Annotated in this window: 14 protein-coding genes and 1 pseudogene; 6 read left to right on the top strand and 9 right to left on the bottom strand. The window is 69.9% G+C overall.

Annotated features, from left to right (window positions below):
* Positions 1-563 precede the first annotated feature (563 nt).
* Positions 564-1,214, bottom strand: coding sequence for an SET domain-containing protein (locus tag VZL07_RS26725; protein WP_426750574.1), 651 nt, complete (start codon positions 1,212-1,214; stop codon positions 564-566).
* A 95-nt stretch (positions 1,215-1,309) separates the two neighbouring features.
* Here VZL07_RS26725 and VZL07_RS26720 point away from each other — a divergent pair, with 95 nt between their 5' ends.
* Entirely contained in the window at positions 1,310-1,684 is a 375-nt protein-coding gene (locus tag VZL07_RS26720) for a DUF423 domain-containing protein (RefSeq protein WP_426750573.1), read from the top strand.
* An 8-nt stretch (positions 1,685-1,692) separates the two neighbouring features.
* On the opposite strand, the gene VZL07_RS26715 is transcribed toward VZL07_RS26720, so the two are convergent.
* Positions 1,693-2,001, bottom strand: coding sequence for a hypothetical protein (locus tag VZL07_RS26715; protein WP_426750572.1), 309 nt, complete (start codon positions 1,999-2,001; stop codon positions 1,693-1,695).
* A gap of 57 nt (positions 2,002-2,058) precedes the next feature.
* Between VZL07_RS26715 and VZL07_RS26710 the strand changes: the two genes are divergently transcribed.
* Entirely contained in the window at positions 2,059-3,348 is a 1,290-nt protein-coding gene (locus VZL07_RS26710; RefSeq protein WP_426750571.1) for an amidohydrolase family protein, read from the top strand.
* Between the two features lie 239 nt (positions 3,349-3,587).
* On the opposite strand, the gene VZL07_RS26705 is transcribed toward VZL07_RS26710, so the two are convergent.
* From VZL07_RS26705 to VZL07_RS26695, 3 genes are all read right to left on the bottom strand, one after another.
* Entirely contained in the window at positions 3,588-4,202 is a 615-nt protein-coding gene (locus VZL07_RS26705; protein WP_426750570.1) for a cupin domain-containing protein, read from the bottom strand.
* 6 nt (positions 4,203-4,208) lie between these two features.
* Positions 4,209-5,615 (bottom strand): amidohydrolase family protein, encoded by a 1,407-nt coding sequence (locus VZL07_RS26700; protein WP_426750569.1) that lies wholly within the window; start codon positions 5,613-5,615, stop codon positions 4,209-4,211.
* A 163-nt stretch (positions 5,616-5,778) separates the two neighbouring features.
* On the bottom strand, positions 5,779-6,726 hold the full coding sequence (locus VZL07_RS26695; protein ID WP_426750568.1) for a 1-phosphofructokinase family hexose kinase: 948 nt from the start codon (positions 6,724-6,726) through the stop codon (positions 5,779-5,781).
* Between the two features lie 174 nt (positions 6,727-6,900).
* Here VZL07_RS26695 and mug point away from each other — a divergent pair, with 174 nt between their 5' ends.
* Together mug and VZL07_RS26685 are read left to right on the top strand one after the other, a co-directional pair.
* On the top strand, positions 6,901-7,458 hold the full coding sequence (mug, locus tag VZL07_RS26690; protein WP_426750567.1) for a G/U mismatch-specific DNA glycosylase: 558 nt from the start codon (positions 6,901-6,903) through the stop codon (positions 7,456-7,458).
* Between the two features lie 131 nt (positions 7,459-7,589).
* Positions 7,590-8,177 carry a GAF domain-containing protein gene (locus tag VZL07_RS26685; protein ID WP_426750565.1) on the top strand — a complete coding sequence of 196 codons (588 nt, stop codon included), beginning with the start codon at positions 7,590-7,592 and terminating at the stop codon, positions 8,175-8,177.
* Between the two features lie 21 nt (positions 8,178-8,198).
* On the opposite strand, the gene VZL07_RS26680 is transcribed toward VZL07_RS26685, so the two are convergent.
* A complete protein-coding gene (locus tag VZL07_RS26680) occupies positions 8,199-9,032 on the bottom strand; it encodes a 3'(2'),5'-bisphosphate nucleotidase CysQ family protein (RefSeq protein WP_426750564.1) in 834 nt (277 codons plus the stop codon).
* A 39-nt stretch (positions 9,033-9,071) separates the two neighbouring features.
* Positions 9,072-11,591 (bottom strand): annotated as a pseudogene (locus tag VZL07_RS26675) (PAS domain S-box protein); the annotation flags it as partial.
* A gap of 144 nt (positions 11,592-11,735) precedes the next feature.
* On the opposite strand from VZL07_RS26675, the gene VZL07_RS26670 reads away from it, so the two are divergent.
* Together VZL07_RS26670 and VZL07_RS26665 are read left to right on the top strand one after the other, a co-directional pair.
* Positions 11,736-12,230, top strand: coding sequence for an N-acetyltransferase family protein (locus tag VZL07_RS26670; RefSeq protein WP_426750562.1), 495 nt, complete (start codon positions 11,736-11,738; stop codon positions 12,228-12,230).
* Positions 12,231-12,296: 66 nt separating this feature from the next.
* The gene (locus tag VZL07_RS26665; RefSeq protein ID WP_426750561.1) at positions 12,297-13,757 is read left to right on the top strand and encodes a serine hydrolase; all 1,461 of its coding nucleotides are present in this window, start codon (positions 12,297-12,299) and stop codon (positions 13,755-13,757) included.
* Positions 13,758-13,817: 60 nt separating this feature from the next.
* Here the strand turns inward: VZL07_RS26665 and VZL07_RS26660 are convergent, their stop codons facing one another.
* Positions 13,818-15,506 (bottom strand): glutamine--tRNA ligase/YqeY domain fusion protein, encoded by a 1,689-nt coding sequence (locus VZL07_RS26660; protein WP_426750560.1) that lies wholly within the window; start codon positions 15,504-15,506, stop codon positions 13,818-13,820.
* A 170-nt stretch (positions 15,507-15,676) separates the two neighbouring features.
* A complete protein-coding gene (locus VZL07_RS26655) occupies positions 15,677-16,837 on the bottom strand; it encodes a glycosyltransferase (protein ID WP_426750559.1) in 1,161 nt (386 codons plus the stop codon).
* Between the last annotated feature and the right edge of the window lie 27 nt (positions 16,838-16,864).

The following is a 16,864-nucleotide window of genomic DNA, read 5'->3' as shown; positions in this document are numbered from 1 at the left end:
GAACCATGCCAACGTCATGTGTCTTCTTTTGAGTCTCGAGAAGGCGGTACATCTCCACAGCAGTGCCTGACCGGGCGGCTCGCCTTCGGTCTGTTCCTGATATGCGCCAACTAGATGGGGGGCGCGATGTTCATTACTCGAATGGGACCGAGCTACCACCGGTGAGCCTGTAGGGGCGTGGCAAGGCCTGCGCAGCGACGATGACCGTGGAACTGGCCAGCGCTGCATGGAATGGTCGTCATTCGCCACCGTGGAAGAGACCTGTGAAATCCCGTGTCGACTCCAGCTCGGCAATCAGGATTGCCCTGAACCCCGTGTCTGCCGTTACGGCAACCACCTGCCACATGCCCGCAGCGGGCTCCGGCAGTGGCTGTAGGCGGGAGTAGCCCCTCACAGGGGGTGGGCGAGCGCTCGCGGCTCGTCTCGAGCAACTGCCAACGACCGAGCGCCTCACATCGAGCACCGGCGGAGTTCCCTCAACGACCGTGCTCAACACCATCACAGCACGCACGGCCGGCACAGCGGCGCCCTCTTGAAGAGGACGCCGCCCTACCTCGAACGAATCAGCTCGCGCGCTTGCGACCCGGCGACTTTGCCCGCTTCGGCGCCTTGCTGGCACCGGACGCGGACTTCTTCTTCCCCGCCGCCTTCTTGCCCCCCGCGTACAGCTTGCTCCGCGACTTCGACTTCGACGCGGCCTTCGACTTCTTCGCGGCGGGCTTCTTCCGTGCGGGCGCCTTCTTGGGCGGCGCGAGGATGGTGCCCCGGCACTCGGGCGCGCCACAGCGACACATGTAGAGCGCCTCGGCGTCCGGGCCCATGTCCTCGGTGCGCTCGTAGGCGTAGTCGTAGACCAACTCTTCACCCGGCTCGATGGTGCGGAGCGCGTAGATGTAGATGTGGCCCTTGTCGATGAGGGCCTCGCAGTTGGGCGCGCACGAGTGATTGATGTACCGCGCCTCGTTGTGGAGCGTCCCCGCGTCCAGCACCGTCTTGCTGTCGAGGTTGAACAGGAACGTGTGGTGCCGCTCCATCGCCTCGTCGTCGTAGCGGACGTCCGCCTCCGCCTGGGTGATGCGCTCACCGAGGTACTCGATGATGCGGGTGCCCTTGCGGATTCGGCGGGTGGCGAACGCCCCCGTGCCCTGGATGGACGACGGGCGCAGCTCGAAGGGGAGCGGCTTCGTGGAAGGAATGAAGTTGGGTGAGGTCATTCTGTTGTGAGTGCCCCAGGAGTTGATGTCGGCCAGGACGCTCTGTTTGCGGCGGTGTAGCGTGCACCAGTCCGACTTCCGATGAAAGGCGCACGATGATGCGGTGGTGGATCGTCCTGGGTGCTGTGAACGCTTTCCTCTCCGTCTCCGCGGGGGCCTTCGGCGCGCACGCGCTGCGGAGCCGGCTGCCCCAGGACCTTCAGGTCATCTTCGAGACCGGCGCGCGATACCACATGTACCACGCGCTCGGGCTCGTGGCCGTGGGCCTGCTGGGGCACTTCCGCCCTTCCCCCCTCCTCAATGGCGCGGGCTGGGCGATGCTGGTGGGCATCGTCCTGTTCTCGGGCAGCCTCTACGCGCTCGCCCTGTCCGGCGTCCGCGTGCTGGGCGCCATCACCCCGCTGGGCGGCCTGGGGTTCCTCGCCGGCTGGCTCCTGCTGGCGGTGGCCGCCTGGCGCGCCACGAGCTGAGCCCGTGCTCACTCCCTCCAGGACGGGGGAAGTGGGAAGTACCGGTCGAGGTCGTCGTGGTTGAAGAAGCCACACGCCTCCCGCTGCACCATGAAGCACCAGCGCTGGTGCTCGGCCTCCTTGCGCAGGGCCTGGTGTCGCGAGAGCTGCGCGCCCCGGTCCGGCCCCCGGTGGGACCGGAGGTGGCGCTCCACCTCCGCCAGTTCTCCCAGCAGGGCCTCCAGCTTCTCTGCCGACTTCCGCAACGCGGAGGCCCGCTCCTTCTGGAACTCGACTTCTAGCGCCTGAAGTGCATTCGAGCGGTCTTGGAATGCCATGAGCGTCGATCTAACACCGACGCCTTCTCGCCGCCCGAGCCTGCCTGCCCCCTGCCCATGCGCGCTCTCCTCTTCGCCTCACTGCTCGCCACCGCCGTGGCGACCGCTGCCGAACCGACGCACACCGCCCCACCGGCGTCCTACCTGCTGCGCCCCGACCGCGTCTTCGACGGCGTCACGCCCAAGCCGCACACCGGCTGGGTCGTCCTGGTGACGGGTGACCGCATCGCCGCCGCCGGCCCCGAGGCCACGGTCAAGGTCCCCGAGGGCATCACGACGGTCGACCTGCGTGGCACCACGCTGCTGCCCGGGCTCATCGAGGGCCACTCGCACCTGCTGCTCCACCCGTACAACGAAGCGTCCTGGAACGACCAGGTGCTCAAGGAGTCGCTGGCCCTGCGGGTCGCGCGCGCCACGAACCATGCCCGGGCCACCCTGATGGCGGGCTTCACCACCGCGAGGGACCTGGGCACCGAGGGCGCGGCCGACGCGGACGTGGGCCTCAAGCAGGCCATCGACCAGGGCATCATCCCCGGCCCGCGCCTGCTGGTGGCCAACCGCGCCATCGTCGCCACGGGAAGCTACGGCCCCAAGGGCTTCGCCTCGGAGTGGACGGTGCCCCAGGGCGCCGAAGAGGCGGACGGTGTGGACGCGCTGACGCGGGTGGTGCGCGCGCAGATGGGCCGGGGCGCGGACTGGGTGAAGGTGTACGGCGACTACCGGTGGGGCCCCAACCACGAGGCCCGCCCCACCTTCACGTTGGAGGAGATGAAGCGCATCGTCGACGTCGCGCGCAGCGGCGGGCGCCCCGTGTCCGTCCATGCGAGCACCCCGGAAGGCATCCGCCGCGCGGTGCTGGCGGGTGCGGAGAGCATCGAGCACGGGGACGAAGGCACGCCCGAGGTGTTCCGGCTCATGGCCCAGCGTGGCGTCTATCTCTGCCCGACCCTGGCGGCCACCGACGCGATGTTCGAACAGCGCGGCTACAAGCGAGGCGTGGATCCAGAGCCGGCCCTCATCCAGCAGAAGCGCGCCAGCTTCCGCGCGGCGCTGAGCGCGGGCGTCCCCATGTGCGCGGGCGGTGACTCCGGCGTCTTCCCGCACGGAGAGAACGCGCGCGAGCTGGAGCTGATGGTGGCCTACGGGATGACACCCGCGCAGGTGCTCCGAGCCGCCACCTCCGGCAACGCCGCCATGCTCCACCGTGAGGACCGCATCGGCCAGGTGAAGGCCGGGCTGCTCGCGGACCTCGTGGCGGTGGAAGGAGACCCGACGAAGGACATCACGGCGCTGCGCAAGGTGCGCTGGGTGATGAAGGGCGGCACCGTCACCGTGGAGCGGCGCTGACGAACGCCGTTACGGCGCCCAGGCCATAACGCCACGGGCCCCAGGCACAGGGCCTCTGAACGCTGCGGAGAAACCACGCCACGGCATCCAGACCGAGGGCAGCGCACCTGCGCTCCAGTCACCGAGGCCAACCCAGGCGCAGGGCCATGGTGCGGCGCCGAGGCTCCAAGCCGTGGGCAGCACGCCCTGCGTGTCCGTCTCGGGCGCAGGACCGTGAACCGGCGATGAGGCGCGTGGCGCTACGGCTTCCAGGCCATGGGCAACACGCCCTGCTTGCCCGTCACCGGGTCCGCCTCGGGCAGCGGCACCTGGGCAATCCGCCGGACGGAGGCGGCATGCGTCGCCTTGTCCGGGCGCTGCAAGTCATAGTCCCCGGTCCCCGCCGGATAGCCGCCCACCACGAGGAAGTCCCCGCTGGCCTCCAGCCGGCGGTGCCCCGTGCCCGCGGGAAGGACCAGCACGTCGCCGGCACTCACCGTGACTTCCTGACCGGACTCGCCGCCCAGCTTCAGCCGCGCGGTGCCCGAGGCGACGCCGAGGACCTCGTGCGCGTTTGAGTGATAGTGATGGAAGTCGTACACGGTGTACCGCCACCGTGACGGCCAGCCATTCGCGGCGAACAGCTTCTCCAGCGCGCTCGCCCTGTCGCCAGCCAGCTTCACGCCGCGATAGACGAGCGTGGGGAAGCGGCTGTTCGGCGTCATCCCGTCATCCTTGAACAACAACCGCTCGGGCGCAGCCACCTGCTGCGCCTGCGCCACGGGTGGCTGGAGTGTCAGTGTCATGGCCATGGCCCCCAACAGGAAGGTGGCCCCCAGGGCCCCGCGAAGCAACCTGGACCGTCGACGCGTCATCGCAAATCACTCCTGCGGGGTGACGGGGACAGGCCCCGCGACCCGCCGTCCCCGGTGCCACACCGCCTCGATGCGTGAGAGGTCGTCGATGTTCTTCGAGGGGTCTCCCTGGACGACCACCAGGTCCGCACGGCGGCCGGGCTCGATGACGCCCCGGTCCTGGAGCCCGAGCAGCTCCGCCGCGTTCGCCGTGGCCAGCCGGAGGGCCTCCAGCGGCGTCAGTCCCGCCTCGGTGAGCAGCTTCAGCTCGCGGTGCTCGGCGAAGCCCGGGATGCGCACGGGCGTCGCGCCCGAGTCCGTCCCGAAGCCAATCCGGACGCCCGCGTCGTGGAGCGTCTTCACGTTCTTCAGGTTGACGGCCAGTGCCCGCTTGTTGACCGGAACCGTCTTCCCATCCTCGATCACGCTGGCGCGCCACGCCGGGTCATCCAGCTGCCGGGCCAGGTCGGGCGACAGCGCCTTGCGGAAGAACGGATCCGCCATCCACTCCGGCCCCTCCGCGTAGATGTAGAAGGACTCGTTGAGGCCCAGCGTCGGGATGTACCAGGTCCCGCGCGCCTTCATCGCGTCCACGAGCTCCGCGTCGACCTCCTGGTCCCGGACCCCGTGGGCCAGCACGTCCGCGCCCGCCGCGACCAGCCGCTTGGCGTCCTCCAGGTCGTGGATGTGCGCCGCGACCCGCAGGCCCTGCCGGTGCGCCTCGTCCACCACCGCGGTGTAGACCTCCGGTGTCATCTTGTTCTTCACCGTGCCGCCGAAGTCATCCACCCAGACCTTCACGAACTCCGGATGCCGGGTCGCCGTCTCGCGCACGTCCTCGCGCGCCTCCTCGGGCGTCGCGGGCCGGTAGAGCTGCTCCTCCACCACCTTCATCGGCGGGGCGCCCTCGGGCACGCCGATGCCCCGGTCCGCGCTGAAGATGGAGGCCCCCGGCAGCGTCCCGGCCTCCACCTCCTTCTGGAGCGCGTAGACGAGCGGCGTGTTGAGGCCGAGCGACGTCACCGTCGTCACGCCGTAGGCCTCGAACTGCAAGAGCTGCCGCGCGATGTTGTCCCGCTGGTAGTTCTGCCCGCCGGAGTCCGTGCCCTGCGTCATCCCCAGGTGGGAGTGATTGGAGATGAGGCCGGGGACCACGGTCCGCCCCGGCAACTCGAGGACCGTGGCCGACGCGGGGACGTCCACCTGGTCCACGGGCCCCACGCTCAGGAGCGTCTCGCCCTGAATGACGACCGCGGCGTTCTCCAGCGGTGGACCGCCGCGCCCGTCGAGGACCCGCACGCCCCGAAGCACGGTCACCGCCTGGGAGTCCGCCGTGCGCAGCCCCTGGCGGCCCTGCCCCTGACAGGCCAGCAGGCCCGTCAGGACCCCTCCCAGCACGAACGGAACCCAGGTACGGCGGAGTGGCTGCTTCATTCCAGTCACCTCGAAAGCAGGGAACGCGAGCACTCGCCCCGAGCGCCCGCCCATGGGCAACATGTCCGCGCCGGAACCTCCACGCACCCCGAATCCGCCCGGGGCGCGCACTTCAGGAAATAGGACGGACAAGCGCTCCTTCCCCGGGCGGGAGGAGCCGGGATTACGTCCGCGGCACCGGCGTCACCGTCACCTGGGAGAAGAGGCGCTCCACATCCTCCCGGTGGCACAGGTCGGTGCCCTGGGTCAGCAGCGCGGCCGTGCCACAGGCGATGCCCCAGCGCAGCCCCTCCTCCGCGGACTTGCCTCGCGCGAGCGCGAACGTCATCCCCGCGACGAAGCTGTCCCCGGCGCCCACCGAGCTGTGCGTCTGCACCGGTGGTGGCGCCGCGCGGAACTGGGCGTCGGGCAACGTCACCAGCGCGCCCTCCGCGCCCATGGACACCGCCAGCAGCTCGGCGCGTCCCCGGGCCACCAGCTCACGCGCCGCCGCGGCCTGCGTGGCGAAGTCCTCCGTGCCCGCGCCACTGAGGTCCCGCAGCTCGCGGCGGTTGGGCTTGGCCATGTACACGCCCTCTTCCAGCGCGGCGCGCAGGGGCGGCCCGCTGGTGTCCACCACCACGCGCACGCCCCGGCGCTTCCCCAGCCGGGCCACGCGGGCATAGAAGTCCTCCGGCACGCCCGGCGCCAGGCTGCCGCTGGCGACGATGAACGCCGCGCCCGGGGCCACGTCCTCCAGCGCGTCGAGGCAGCGCTGCCACTCGCGCTCGGACAGCGTGGGCCCCGGGAGGATGAAGCGGTACTCCCGCGCGCCCGTGCCCTCCGCCACGGTGAAGCTCTCCCGGGTGGAGTCCTGCAACGGCACGGAGCGCCGCAGGAGGCCCTTCTCCTCCAGCAGTTCCTCCAGGAGGCTCCCGGTGGCCCCGCCCCGCGTGTAGACGGCGATGGACTCGCCCCCCAGCTCGCGCACCACGCGCGCCACGTTGATGCCGCCCCCACCCGGGTCCCTGCGCACGGGACCACAGCGCAGCTTGTGCTCCGGGGTGACTTCCGGCACCGACGTGGCCACGTCGATGGTCGGGTTGAGCGTCAGCGTGACGATGTGCGGCATCTCGGAAGGCCTCCTGGGAACACGGAATCGGAGGGGCCGAGCCTGCCCCAGCCAGCAGGGCGATGCCAGCCACCCGAACCCGCCGGGCGGCTCCGTCCCACGGGCAACACCCCACCCGCCGCATGGGGGCGTTGGGGGTTGCCTTCCCAGGTAGGCTCGCGAAGATGCGCCCCCATGACACAGCTCCGCCGCCCCTCACGAGATGAGCTGGAAGCAGCCACCGGCCGCACGGTGCCCGATGTCATCGCGCCCCGGCTGCGCGTGCTCTTCTGCGGCATCAACCCCAGCCTCTACTCGGCGGTCGTGGGCTACCACTTCGCCAGGCCCGGCAACCGCTTCTGGCCCACGCTGCATGCCGCGGGCATCACCCCCCATCTCTTCCAGCCCACCGAGCAGGAAGCGCTCCTGGCGCTGGGCTACGGCATCACCAACGTGGTGGACCGCGCCACCGCCACCGCGGACCTGCTGGCCCCCGGCGAACTGGCCGAGGGCGCCAAGGCCCTGGAGGCGAAGGTGGCGCGCTTCCAGCCGCGCTTCCTCGCGGTGCTGGGCGTGAGCGCCTACCGTACGGCCTTCAACCGCCCCAAGGCCTCACTGGGTCCGCAGCCGGAGCGCCTGGGCGATACGCGCCTGTGGGTGCTGCCCAATCCCAGCGGGCTCAACGCCCACTATCAACTCGGCGCGCTGGGCCAGCTCTTCTCCGAGCTGAGACGCGCCGTGGAGCAGGGCTGACGACTCCCGGTACGAGTGCGGGTCGCTTTGCACACCGCGACTTGACCCATGGGTGCGTCCACATGCAACGCTCCCGTCCAGGTTCCCCCCCGACCTGCCCGCAACAGGCGCCCCCACCTGGAGCACACACCATGGCCTCGTCCCCATTCGCCGCAATCATGAACGTCTCGCAGCTGCTCCTGGAGAACGGCTTCGAGCCCAAGACGGTCGCGGAGGCACTGGGCAAGGTGGGCGTCGCGCTCGACGTCGACCGCGTCTACATCTTCGAGAACGCCACCAGCCCCACGGGCGAGCTGCTGTGCAGCCAGCGCTACGAGTGGACCGCGGCCGCGGCCTCCGCGCAGCTCGACAACCCCGAGCTCCAGAACGTCTCCTACGCGGAGGTCCTCCCCGCGTGGGTGCCGCCCCTGTCCTCGGGCAAGGCCGTCCAGGGCCCTCCCCGGGACTTCCCGTCGCCCGCCCGGGAGCTGCTGGAGAGCCAGGACATCCGCTCGCTGCTGGTCTGCCCCATCACCGTGGGCGGCGAGTGGTGGGGCTTCGTGGGCTTCGACGACTGCAGGACCGAGCGCCAGTGGCCGCCGATGGAGGTCTCCGTGCTCCAGGCGCTGTCCAACGCGCTCGCCGGCTCGCTGCGCCACGCGAAGCTGCGCAACATGCTCTCCGGCGTCCAGACGCAGCTGCGCACCATCATCCAGCGCTGCGCGACCACGGCGTCCTGACGCGCGCGGCGTCCGCGGGGCTCAGCCGACGATGCCGGCCTCGCGGGCAAACGCAGCCACCACGGGCGCCACGCGCTCGAACGCCGCGGCGTTGCACGCCAGCAGGCCGCGGCGGTTCTGCAGCTCGGTGCCGTCGTAGGAATACGGCGTGCCGCCCAGGTCCGTCAGGATGCCGCCCGCCGCGCGCAGCACCGCCTCCGGCGCGCAGTTGTCCCAGCGGTAGCTCTTGTCGCTGACGTGCAGGTAGAGGTCGCTGGCGGCCTCGGCCAGCAGGCCGCACTTGAGCCCCACCGAGCCGCACTCCTGCTCCCGGGTGATGCCCAGCCGCCGCGCCACCGCGGCCGTCAGGCGGGAGCGGTGCGAGCGGGACACCACCAGCCGCAGCGCGGACGGCTCGGCCGTGTCCGACACCCGCAGGGCGCGGCGCCCCGACGCGTCCTCCACGAAGCCGCCCTGCCCCACCACGCCCCAGTACAACCGGTCACCCACCGGGCGGTAGACGACGCCCAGCGCGGGCCTGCCCTCGACGGCGAGCCCCACGTGGATGGCGAACTCGCCGTTGCGGTTGACGAACTCCTGGGTGCCATCCATGGGGTCCACGAACCAGCAGCGCTCGAAGCGGTTCGCGCCGGCGCTGTTGTCCGACTCCTCGGCCACCACGCCGTCGGACGGGAAGGCGGCGCGCAGCGCGTCCACGATGAAGGCGTTGGCGCGCTCGTCGGCCTCGGTGACGGGCCCCATGCCGCCGGGTTTGTCATGGACGGCGAAGGGCGTGGCGTAGACCTCCATGAGGATGGCACCCGCCTGGCGGGCGATGCGGCGAGCGGTATCGAGTTCGGTGTCGAGCGAGTGCATGAGGAGTTGGCAGTCTGCCCCTCCGCTCCGCGCCAGTCACGGGCGAGTGGGCTCGGACGGCAGGTCGATGGTGAACGTGGCGCCCTCACCGGGCCGGCTCTCCACACGAATCGTCCCGCCATGCGCCTCCACGAGCCGCCGGGTGATGAAGAGCCCCAGCCCCAGCCCTCCGTAGTTGCGGGACGCCGCGCGCTCGAAGCGCTCGAAGATGCGGGCCTGGGACGCCAGGGGAATGCCCACGCCGGAGTCCCGGACGCGGATGCGAGCGCCGGCGCCAACGCGGGTCACCTCCATGCGGATGGGCGCGCCAGCGCCGTATTTCATCGCATTCGTCAGCAGGTTGATCATCACCTGCTCCATGCGGAGCCGGTCCCAGCGTCCCATGACGGGCTCGGGCGCCACCAGCTCGAACGCACTGCCGGCCCGGCGCATCTGTCCCCGCAGATGGTCCGTCACGTCGCGCGCCACCGCCGCCAGGTCCATCGCCTCGCGCCGCAGCTCCACCTGGGGCTCGTTGACGCGTGACACGTCCAGCAGGTGGTCCACCAGGTGGGACAGGCGCCGCAGCTGGTCGCCGAAGACGTCCAGCATGGCGGTCACCTTCTCCACGGGCATCTCGCCGGATGCCTGCCGGGCCGCGGTGCGCGCCAGCTGCTGCACGCGCAGCTTCATGGAGGTGACGGGCGTCTTCAGCTCGTGCGAGGCAATCGACAGGAACTCGTCGCGCGCGCGGATGGACTCCTGCGCCTTCCGATAGAGCTGCGCGTTCTCGATGGTGAAGGCCACGCGATGTCCCAGCTCCTCCGCCAGGGTGCGCTCGCGCGGGCCAATGGGGCGCCCCGGCTGCGAGGAGACGAGGGTCAGCACGCCCAGGACGGGACCACGCGCCCGCAGGGGGACGTTCAACGAGGCCCGCGCCCCCAGCGCGCGGACCGTGCGCCACCGCTCGTCCTTCAGCCCCTCCGGGTCCAGCAGTCCCGCTGTGCCCCGGGACGCCTCCGAGCGCCCCGACGCCAGCGCCGCATAGGGCCCGTCGCGCGCGCCCGGCGACGGCGGGTGCGCCACCAGGAGCTCGCGCACCGCCCGCCCCTCGTCCGGCGCGCACGCGGCGATGGCGACGGGACGCAGCACTGACTCCGCGTCGAGCACGGAGATGATGCACAGCTCGCCCAGGGTGGGCACGGACATCTCCGCGACGCGCCGCAAGGTGGTCTCCGTGTCCAGCGACGTCACCAGCGCCTGGCTGGCCTCGGCCAGGAAGCGCTGCCCCTGCTCCATCTGCTTGAGCTCCGTCACGTCCGTGGAGATGCCGCACAGCGCGTACAGCGCCCCCGACGAGTCGATGAGCGGGAACTTCTGGGTGAGGTGCGTATGGACGCCATCGTCCAGGGGGATGCGCTCCTCCCTCTGGACGAGCTCCCCGGTGGCGAAGACGGCCAGGCTCGTCTGGCGGAAGCGCTGGGCCAGCTCCGGAGGGAAGACATCTGCGGCCGACTTCCCCGCGACCTCCTCCAGCGTGTGGTGGAAGAGCCGCTCCCACTCGCGGTTCACGAAGACGTAGCGCTCCTGCCGGTCGAGGATGAAGAAGACGGCGTTGGCGTTGTCGAGGATGGCGCGCAGCCGCTTCTCGCTCTCGACGAGCGCGTCCTCCGCCCGCTTGCGCTCCGTCACATCGGTCAGCACCGCCAGCGAGCGGACGATGCGTCCCGAGGCATCCCGCTCCGAGATGGCGGAGAGGAGCACGTCGAGCACCTCGCCATTCTTCTTCACGACCTGATACGGCACGTCCTTGCAGACGCCCGTCTTGTAGAACTCGGGCAGGACGTGCTCGCACGCGTACCGGCGGGACTCCGGCGTGAAGAAGTCCACCGAGCGGCGGCCGAGGACCTCCTCGCGCGTGTAGCCCAGGGTGCTCAACCAGAACTCGCTGACGCTGACCAGCCGCCCTTCGCTGTCGATGGAGTGCATCATCGCGGGCGTGTTCTTGTAGAGGCTCCGGAACTTCTCCTCCTCCTCGCGGAGCGCCGCCTCCGTCTGTTTGAGGGCGGTGATGTCCCGGAAGACGGAGACCGCGCCATAGGGCTCCCCCGAGTCCGTCGTGAGCCGGCGGGCGCTGATCAGCAACCAGAGCCCGTGGGGGTGGCGCTTGTTGCGCACGTAGACCTCCGCCTGGTCCACCGCCTCTCCTCGGAAGAGGGCCCGGCTGAGCGGCAGTTGCTCGGCGGGATACGGCGTCACGGTATCGGGAAGGTAGACCCCGAAATATTCGGACCACTGGGACACGGGCACGTCCGGCGGCGGCAGGGCGCCGAAAATCTCCTGGGCCATCGGGTTGAGCAGGACGAACCGGCCGTGACGGTCCACCACCGATACGCCATCGCCCATGTTGAGGAAGACGGCCTCCAGGATGCCGAGCGAACCACCGCCCTCCTCGTCCCGCGCCATGGGAACGGCCGGTCGGGAGGTGTCATCCCGGGCAAGCGGGGCTGACATCCAGGCGCTGTCTTCCAGGTGGTCCATCGCGAGGCTCGCGTCGAGCGCAAGGAGGCAGCCATCCACCAACGACTCCTGGACGCCCTACCCGTCAACATTGTTGTCTCGTGGCCATGCCGCCAAGCCGCCCATTCCAACGGGCCCATCGCCTGGCGAAGAAGCCAGATATAGGGAGGGGCCCTGTCCGCCTCTCGTCTCGGAGGAGCCTCCATGCCCGTCACCCTGCGTCCCGCCAAGCCCTCGGATGAGCCCGCCCTGGGGCGCATGGGCGCGGCGCTCGCCCGGCAGCACCATGCGTTCGACAACGCGCGCTTCATGCTCCCGGAGGACGTGGAGTCAGGCTACCGCTGGTGGCTGGGGCGCGAGGCGAAGAAGGCGGACGCGGTCGTCCTGGTGGCGGAGCTGGATGGCGAGGTGGTGGGCTACGCCTACGGCCGCGTCGAGGGCGTGGACTGGAACGCCCTGCTGGACCGCAGCGGCGCCCTCCACGACCTCTGGGTGGAGGAGAAGGCCCGAGGCGCGGGCGTGGGCGCGCTGCTCGCGGAGGAGATGATGCGGCGCCTGACGGCCCTGGGGGTGCCGCGCGTGGTGCTGCACACCGCGGCCCGGAACGCCAACGCCCAGCGCCTGTTCACGAAGCTGGGCTGGCGCCCCACCATGGTGGAGATGACGCGCGAGGCCCCGCCTCGCGACGACCTGGAGTGACTTCACGAGAAGTGCAATCGTTCCTCCCTCCCGTCGTACAGGCCCGCACGGACAGGGAGACGTCGAATGCACTGGCTCAGAGCAGGTGTCGTGAGCGCCTTCGTGGCGCTGTTCCTGGTGGCCCCCCTCGCGGAGGCCGCGTCCAAGAAGCAGGAGCTGGAGCGCTACATCCGCCGGTTCCACGAGCAGGGCATGTTCAACGGCACCGTGCTCGTGGCCAACGAGAGCGGCATCCTCCTCAAGAAGGGCTACGGCTCCGCGAACTTCGAGTGGAAGGTGCCCAACACGCCCGACACGAAGTTCCGCATCGGCTCCATCACCAAGTCCTTCACCGCCACGGTCATCCTCCAGCTCGTGGCCGAGGGGAAGCTCCAGCTGGATGACCCCATCACCCAGCACCTGCCCGACTACCGCAAGGACACCGGCGACCGCGTCACCATCACCCACCTGCTCAACCACACCTCCGGCATCCCCAGCTTCACGTCGGCCCCCGAGTACAGGGATAACCACCGCACCCCGTACAGCGTCGCGGAGTTCGTGAAGAAGTCCTGCAGCGGCGACCTGGAGTTCGAGCCCGGCACGAAGTTCGCATACAACAACTCCGGCTACTACCTGCTGGGCGCCATCATCGAGAAGCTCACGGGCCAGACGTACGCGGAGGCCGTGCAGGCGCGCATCCTCGGCCCGCTGGGGATGAAGGACTCCGGCTACGACGTCACCGCCACGGTGCTGCCCAAGCGCGCCAGCGGGTATGAGCCCGCGCCGGGCGGGCTCGTCAACGCGGACTACATCGACATGGGCCAGCCCTATGCCGCCGGTTCGCTGTACTCGACGGTGGAGGACCTCTACCGCTGGGACCGGGCCTTCTACGGCGACACGCTGATGCCCGCGGCGCTCAAGCAGAAGATGCTCACCCCGGGCCTGCAGCACTACGGCTTCGGCTGGGCCATTGCCCCGCTGAAGCTGCACGACGACAAGACGTCCATCCAGGGCATCCTCCACAGCGGCGGCATCAACGGCTTTGCCTCGATATTGGTGCGCGCGCCCGAGCGGAAGGAGGTCGTCATCCTCCTCGACAACACGAGCCGGGGCAGCCTCCAGGAAATCGCGGGCGGCGTGCTGAGCATCCTGCACGGCATCCCACCGCGGCCCGCCCGCAGGCCCATCGGCACCGTCATGCTGGAGGCGCTCGACAAGGGCTCCAGCGCCAAGGCCATCGCCACGTACCGCACGCTGAAGAAGACGAAGGCGTCCGAGTACGACTTCTCCGAGTCCCAGCTGAACACCGTGGGCTATCAGCTCCTGAGGGTCGGACGCGTGGCGGACGCCATCGAGGTGTTCAAGCTCAACGTGGAGATGTTCCCCACCGGCGCCAACTGCTACGACAGCCTCGGTGAGGCCTATGCGGCCAGCGGCGACAAGGCGCGGGCCATCGAGAACTACCGCAAGTCGCTGGAGCTGGACCCCAAGAACGAGAACGCCGTCAAGCAGCTCAAACAGCTCGAGCAGCCCGAAGCGTCGCGGTGAGCCCGGGCCCCGGGTGCCGCCTTGGGGCTGGCGGCACCCGGCACGTCCCTCGGGCGGGGGCTACTTCCCCTTCGCCTGCTCCTTCGTCCACGAGTCCTTCAGCGTCACCGTGCGGTTGAAGACGGGCTTGCCCGGCTTCGAGTCCTTCGGGTCCACGTAGAAGTACCCCGTGCGCTCGAACTGGAAGCGCGACTCGACGGCGGCGTCCGCCAGCATCGGCTCGACGCGGGCGTCGCGCAGCGTCTGGAGGCTGTGCGGGTTGAGGAAGGTGGTGAAGTCCTGCGCCTCGTCGGCGTCCGGCGCCTCCACGGAGAAGAGCCGGTCATAGAGGCGCACCTCCGCGACGGGCGCGTTGCCCGGCACCCAGTGCAGCGTGCCCTTCACCTTGCGGCCGTCCGGCGCGTTGCCACCTCGCGTGGCGGGGTCATACGAGCAGCGCAGCTCCACCACGTTGCCGGCCTCGTCCTTGATGACCCGCTCGCACTTGATGAAGTACGCCGAGCGCAGCCGCACCTCCTTGCCGGGCGACAGCCGGAAGAAGCCCTTGGGCGGCTCCTCCATGAAGTCGTCCGCCTCGATGTACAGCTCGCGCATGAAGGGCACCTGGCGCGTCCCCATCTCCGGCTTCTGCGGATGGTTCTGCACCTCCAGTGTCTCCGTCTGCCCTTCCGGGTAGTTCTCCAGCACGACCTTGAGCGGGCGCATCACCGCCATGGCGCGAGGGGCCGTCTCGTTGAGGTCCTCGCGGATGCACAGCTCCAGGAGGCTCATGTCGATGAGCTGCTGCGCCTTGCCCACGCCCACGCGCGTGGCGAAGTCGCGGATGGACGCCGGGGTGAAGCCGCGCCGGCGCAGGCCGGAAATCGTCATCATCCGCGGGTCGTCCCAGCCCGACACGAAGCCCTCGTTCACCAGCTTGAGCAGCTTGCGCTTGCTCATCACCGTGTAGTTGAGGTTCAGCCGGTTGAACTCGTACTGGTAGGGCCGGTCGCCGCTGATGAGGCTGTCGACAATCCAGTCGTAGAGCACACGCCGGTTCTCGAACTCCAGCGTGCAGATGGAGTGGGTGATGCCCTCAATCGCGTCCGACAGGCAGTGCGCGAAGTCGTAGAGCGGGTAGATGGGCCACGCATCCCCCGTGCGGTGGTGGTGGGCGTGGCGGATGCGGTAGATGGGCGGGTCGCGCAGCACCGGGTTGGGCGACGCCATGTCGATTTTCGCCCGCAGGGTGTGCTGGCCGTCGGAGAACTCGCCCGCGCGCATGCGGTGGAAGAGGTCCAGGTTCTCCTCCACGGAGCGGTCGCGGTACGGGCTGTTGCGCCCCGGCGTGGTGAAGTCGCCGCGGTACTCGCGAATCTCTTCCGGGGACAGGCTGCACACGTACGCCTTGCCCTGCTTGATGAGCTGCACGGCGAAGTCGTAGAGCTTGGGGAAGTAGTCGGACGCGAAGAACTTCCGGTCCTCCCATTCGAAGCCCAGCCACTTCACGTCACGCTGGATGGACTCGACGTAGTCGGTGTCCTCGGTGACGGGGTTGGTGTCGTCGAAGCGCAGGTTGCACTTCCCCCCGTACTGCTGCGCCAGCCCGAAGTTCAGGCAGATGGACTTGGCGTGGCCGATGTGGAGGTAGCCGTTGGGCTCGGGCGGGAAGCGGGTGTGCACGCGGCCCGCGTGCTTTCCCGTCCGCCGGTCTTCCTCGATGATTTCCTGGAGGAAGTTCAGGCCCTGCGTCTCGTTCGTCGTCGTCATGATGGGGGCGAATCCTCGTGAAGCAGCCGGGGGCCGGCAAGGAATTCCTACCTCAGGTGCCGCCCCGTGGGGCACAGCCGCCTCGCCGGAGGCCTTGGAGAAGAACCCCGGAAGGGGGCCCACTTCATTCCCCCGGCCAGAAGGCGAGGAGCCGGGCCCCTCGCCCGCCGTCAGAGTGACGAGAGCAGGGACTCCCAGGCCTTCAGGGCCCGCTCCGCGGACAGCTCCTCGGCGCGGCGCCGCGCCCGGAGGGACAGGTCCTTGCGGTGCATGTCGTCCTGGACCACGCGCCCCAGGGCATCCGCCAGCGCCTGGGGCTGCTCCATGGGCACCAGGACGCCGTGCTGACCGTGCTCCAGCACCTCGGCGGGGCCGGAGGGGCAGTCGGTGCTGACGACGGGGCAGCCCAGGGCGAGCGCCTCCAGCAGCACCATGGGCAGGCCCTCGAAGCGCGAGGACATGGCGAAGGCGGCCGCCCGCCGCATCAACGCGTGCGGGTTGGGCGCGAAGCCCGGCAGGAAGACGGAGTCCTCCACGCCCAGGGAGGCCACCAGCGCCTTCAGCTCGCCCTCCAGCGAGCCCTCGCCCAGGATGAGCAGGTGGTGGTCCACCCCGGCCTGCCGCATCAGGGCATGGCTGCGGATCAGCACGTCGAAGGCCTTCTGGTGCTCCAGCCGGCCCACGGCGATGACCACGGGCTTGCGGAAGATGGGCTCCGCCCACTCCGGCAGCGGCTGCTCACCGGCGGCGCGCACCTTGTCGCCGTCCACGAAGTTGGGGATGACGTGGAGCTGCTCCGGCCGCACGGGCACCAGGTCCCGGAAGGCCTTCGCCGAGTCGTGGCCGCAGGCGATGATGCGGCTCATCCGCGGGTAGAGCCAGCGCAGCCCCCACAGCTGCCGCCGGGGCTGCTCCCGTCGGAAGGCGCCCCAGTCGAAGTGGATCATCCCCACCACCGGCTTGCCGAGCAGCCGCCCCGCCAGACACGCGAGCAGCGCCGCCCGGCCCTCCTGGCCTGCGACGATGACGTCCACGTCGCGCGCCTCGCGCACCAGCCGCCACAAGAAGCGCGGCAGCATGTCACGCCGGTACTCGAAGACGTCGGTGCCCCACACGACCTTGGTGCGCTGCGGAATCCGGTCGCTCTGGCTCTTCGGGTGGGGACGGTGGTGGAAGAACATCTTCGTGTCGAACCGGCCAGGGTCCAACCCCGCCAGCACGTTGCACACCGACCGTTCGATACCGCCCGAGCCCAGGAACACCAGCGTGAACAACACACGCTTCCTGGCGGGTGCTGGAGCCGGCGACTCCCCCTGTGTCGTTACGAGCATCTCCCGCTCTCTCAAGTGCCTTGAAGC

The sequence above is a fragment of the Pseudomyxococcus flavus genome (assembly GCF_050038885.1).
Taxonomy (GTDB): Bacteria; Myxococcota; Myxococcia; order Myxococcales; family Myxococcaceae; genus Myxococcus; species Myxococcus flavus.
The sequence above is the reverse complement of the archived record's forward strand: the minus strand, read 5'-3'. Positions and strand labels throughout refer to the sequence as shown.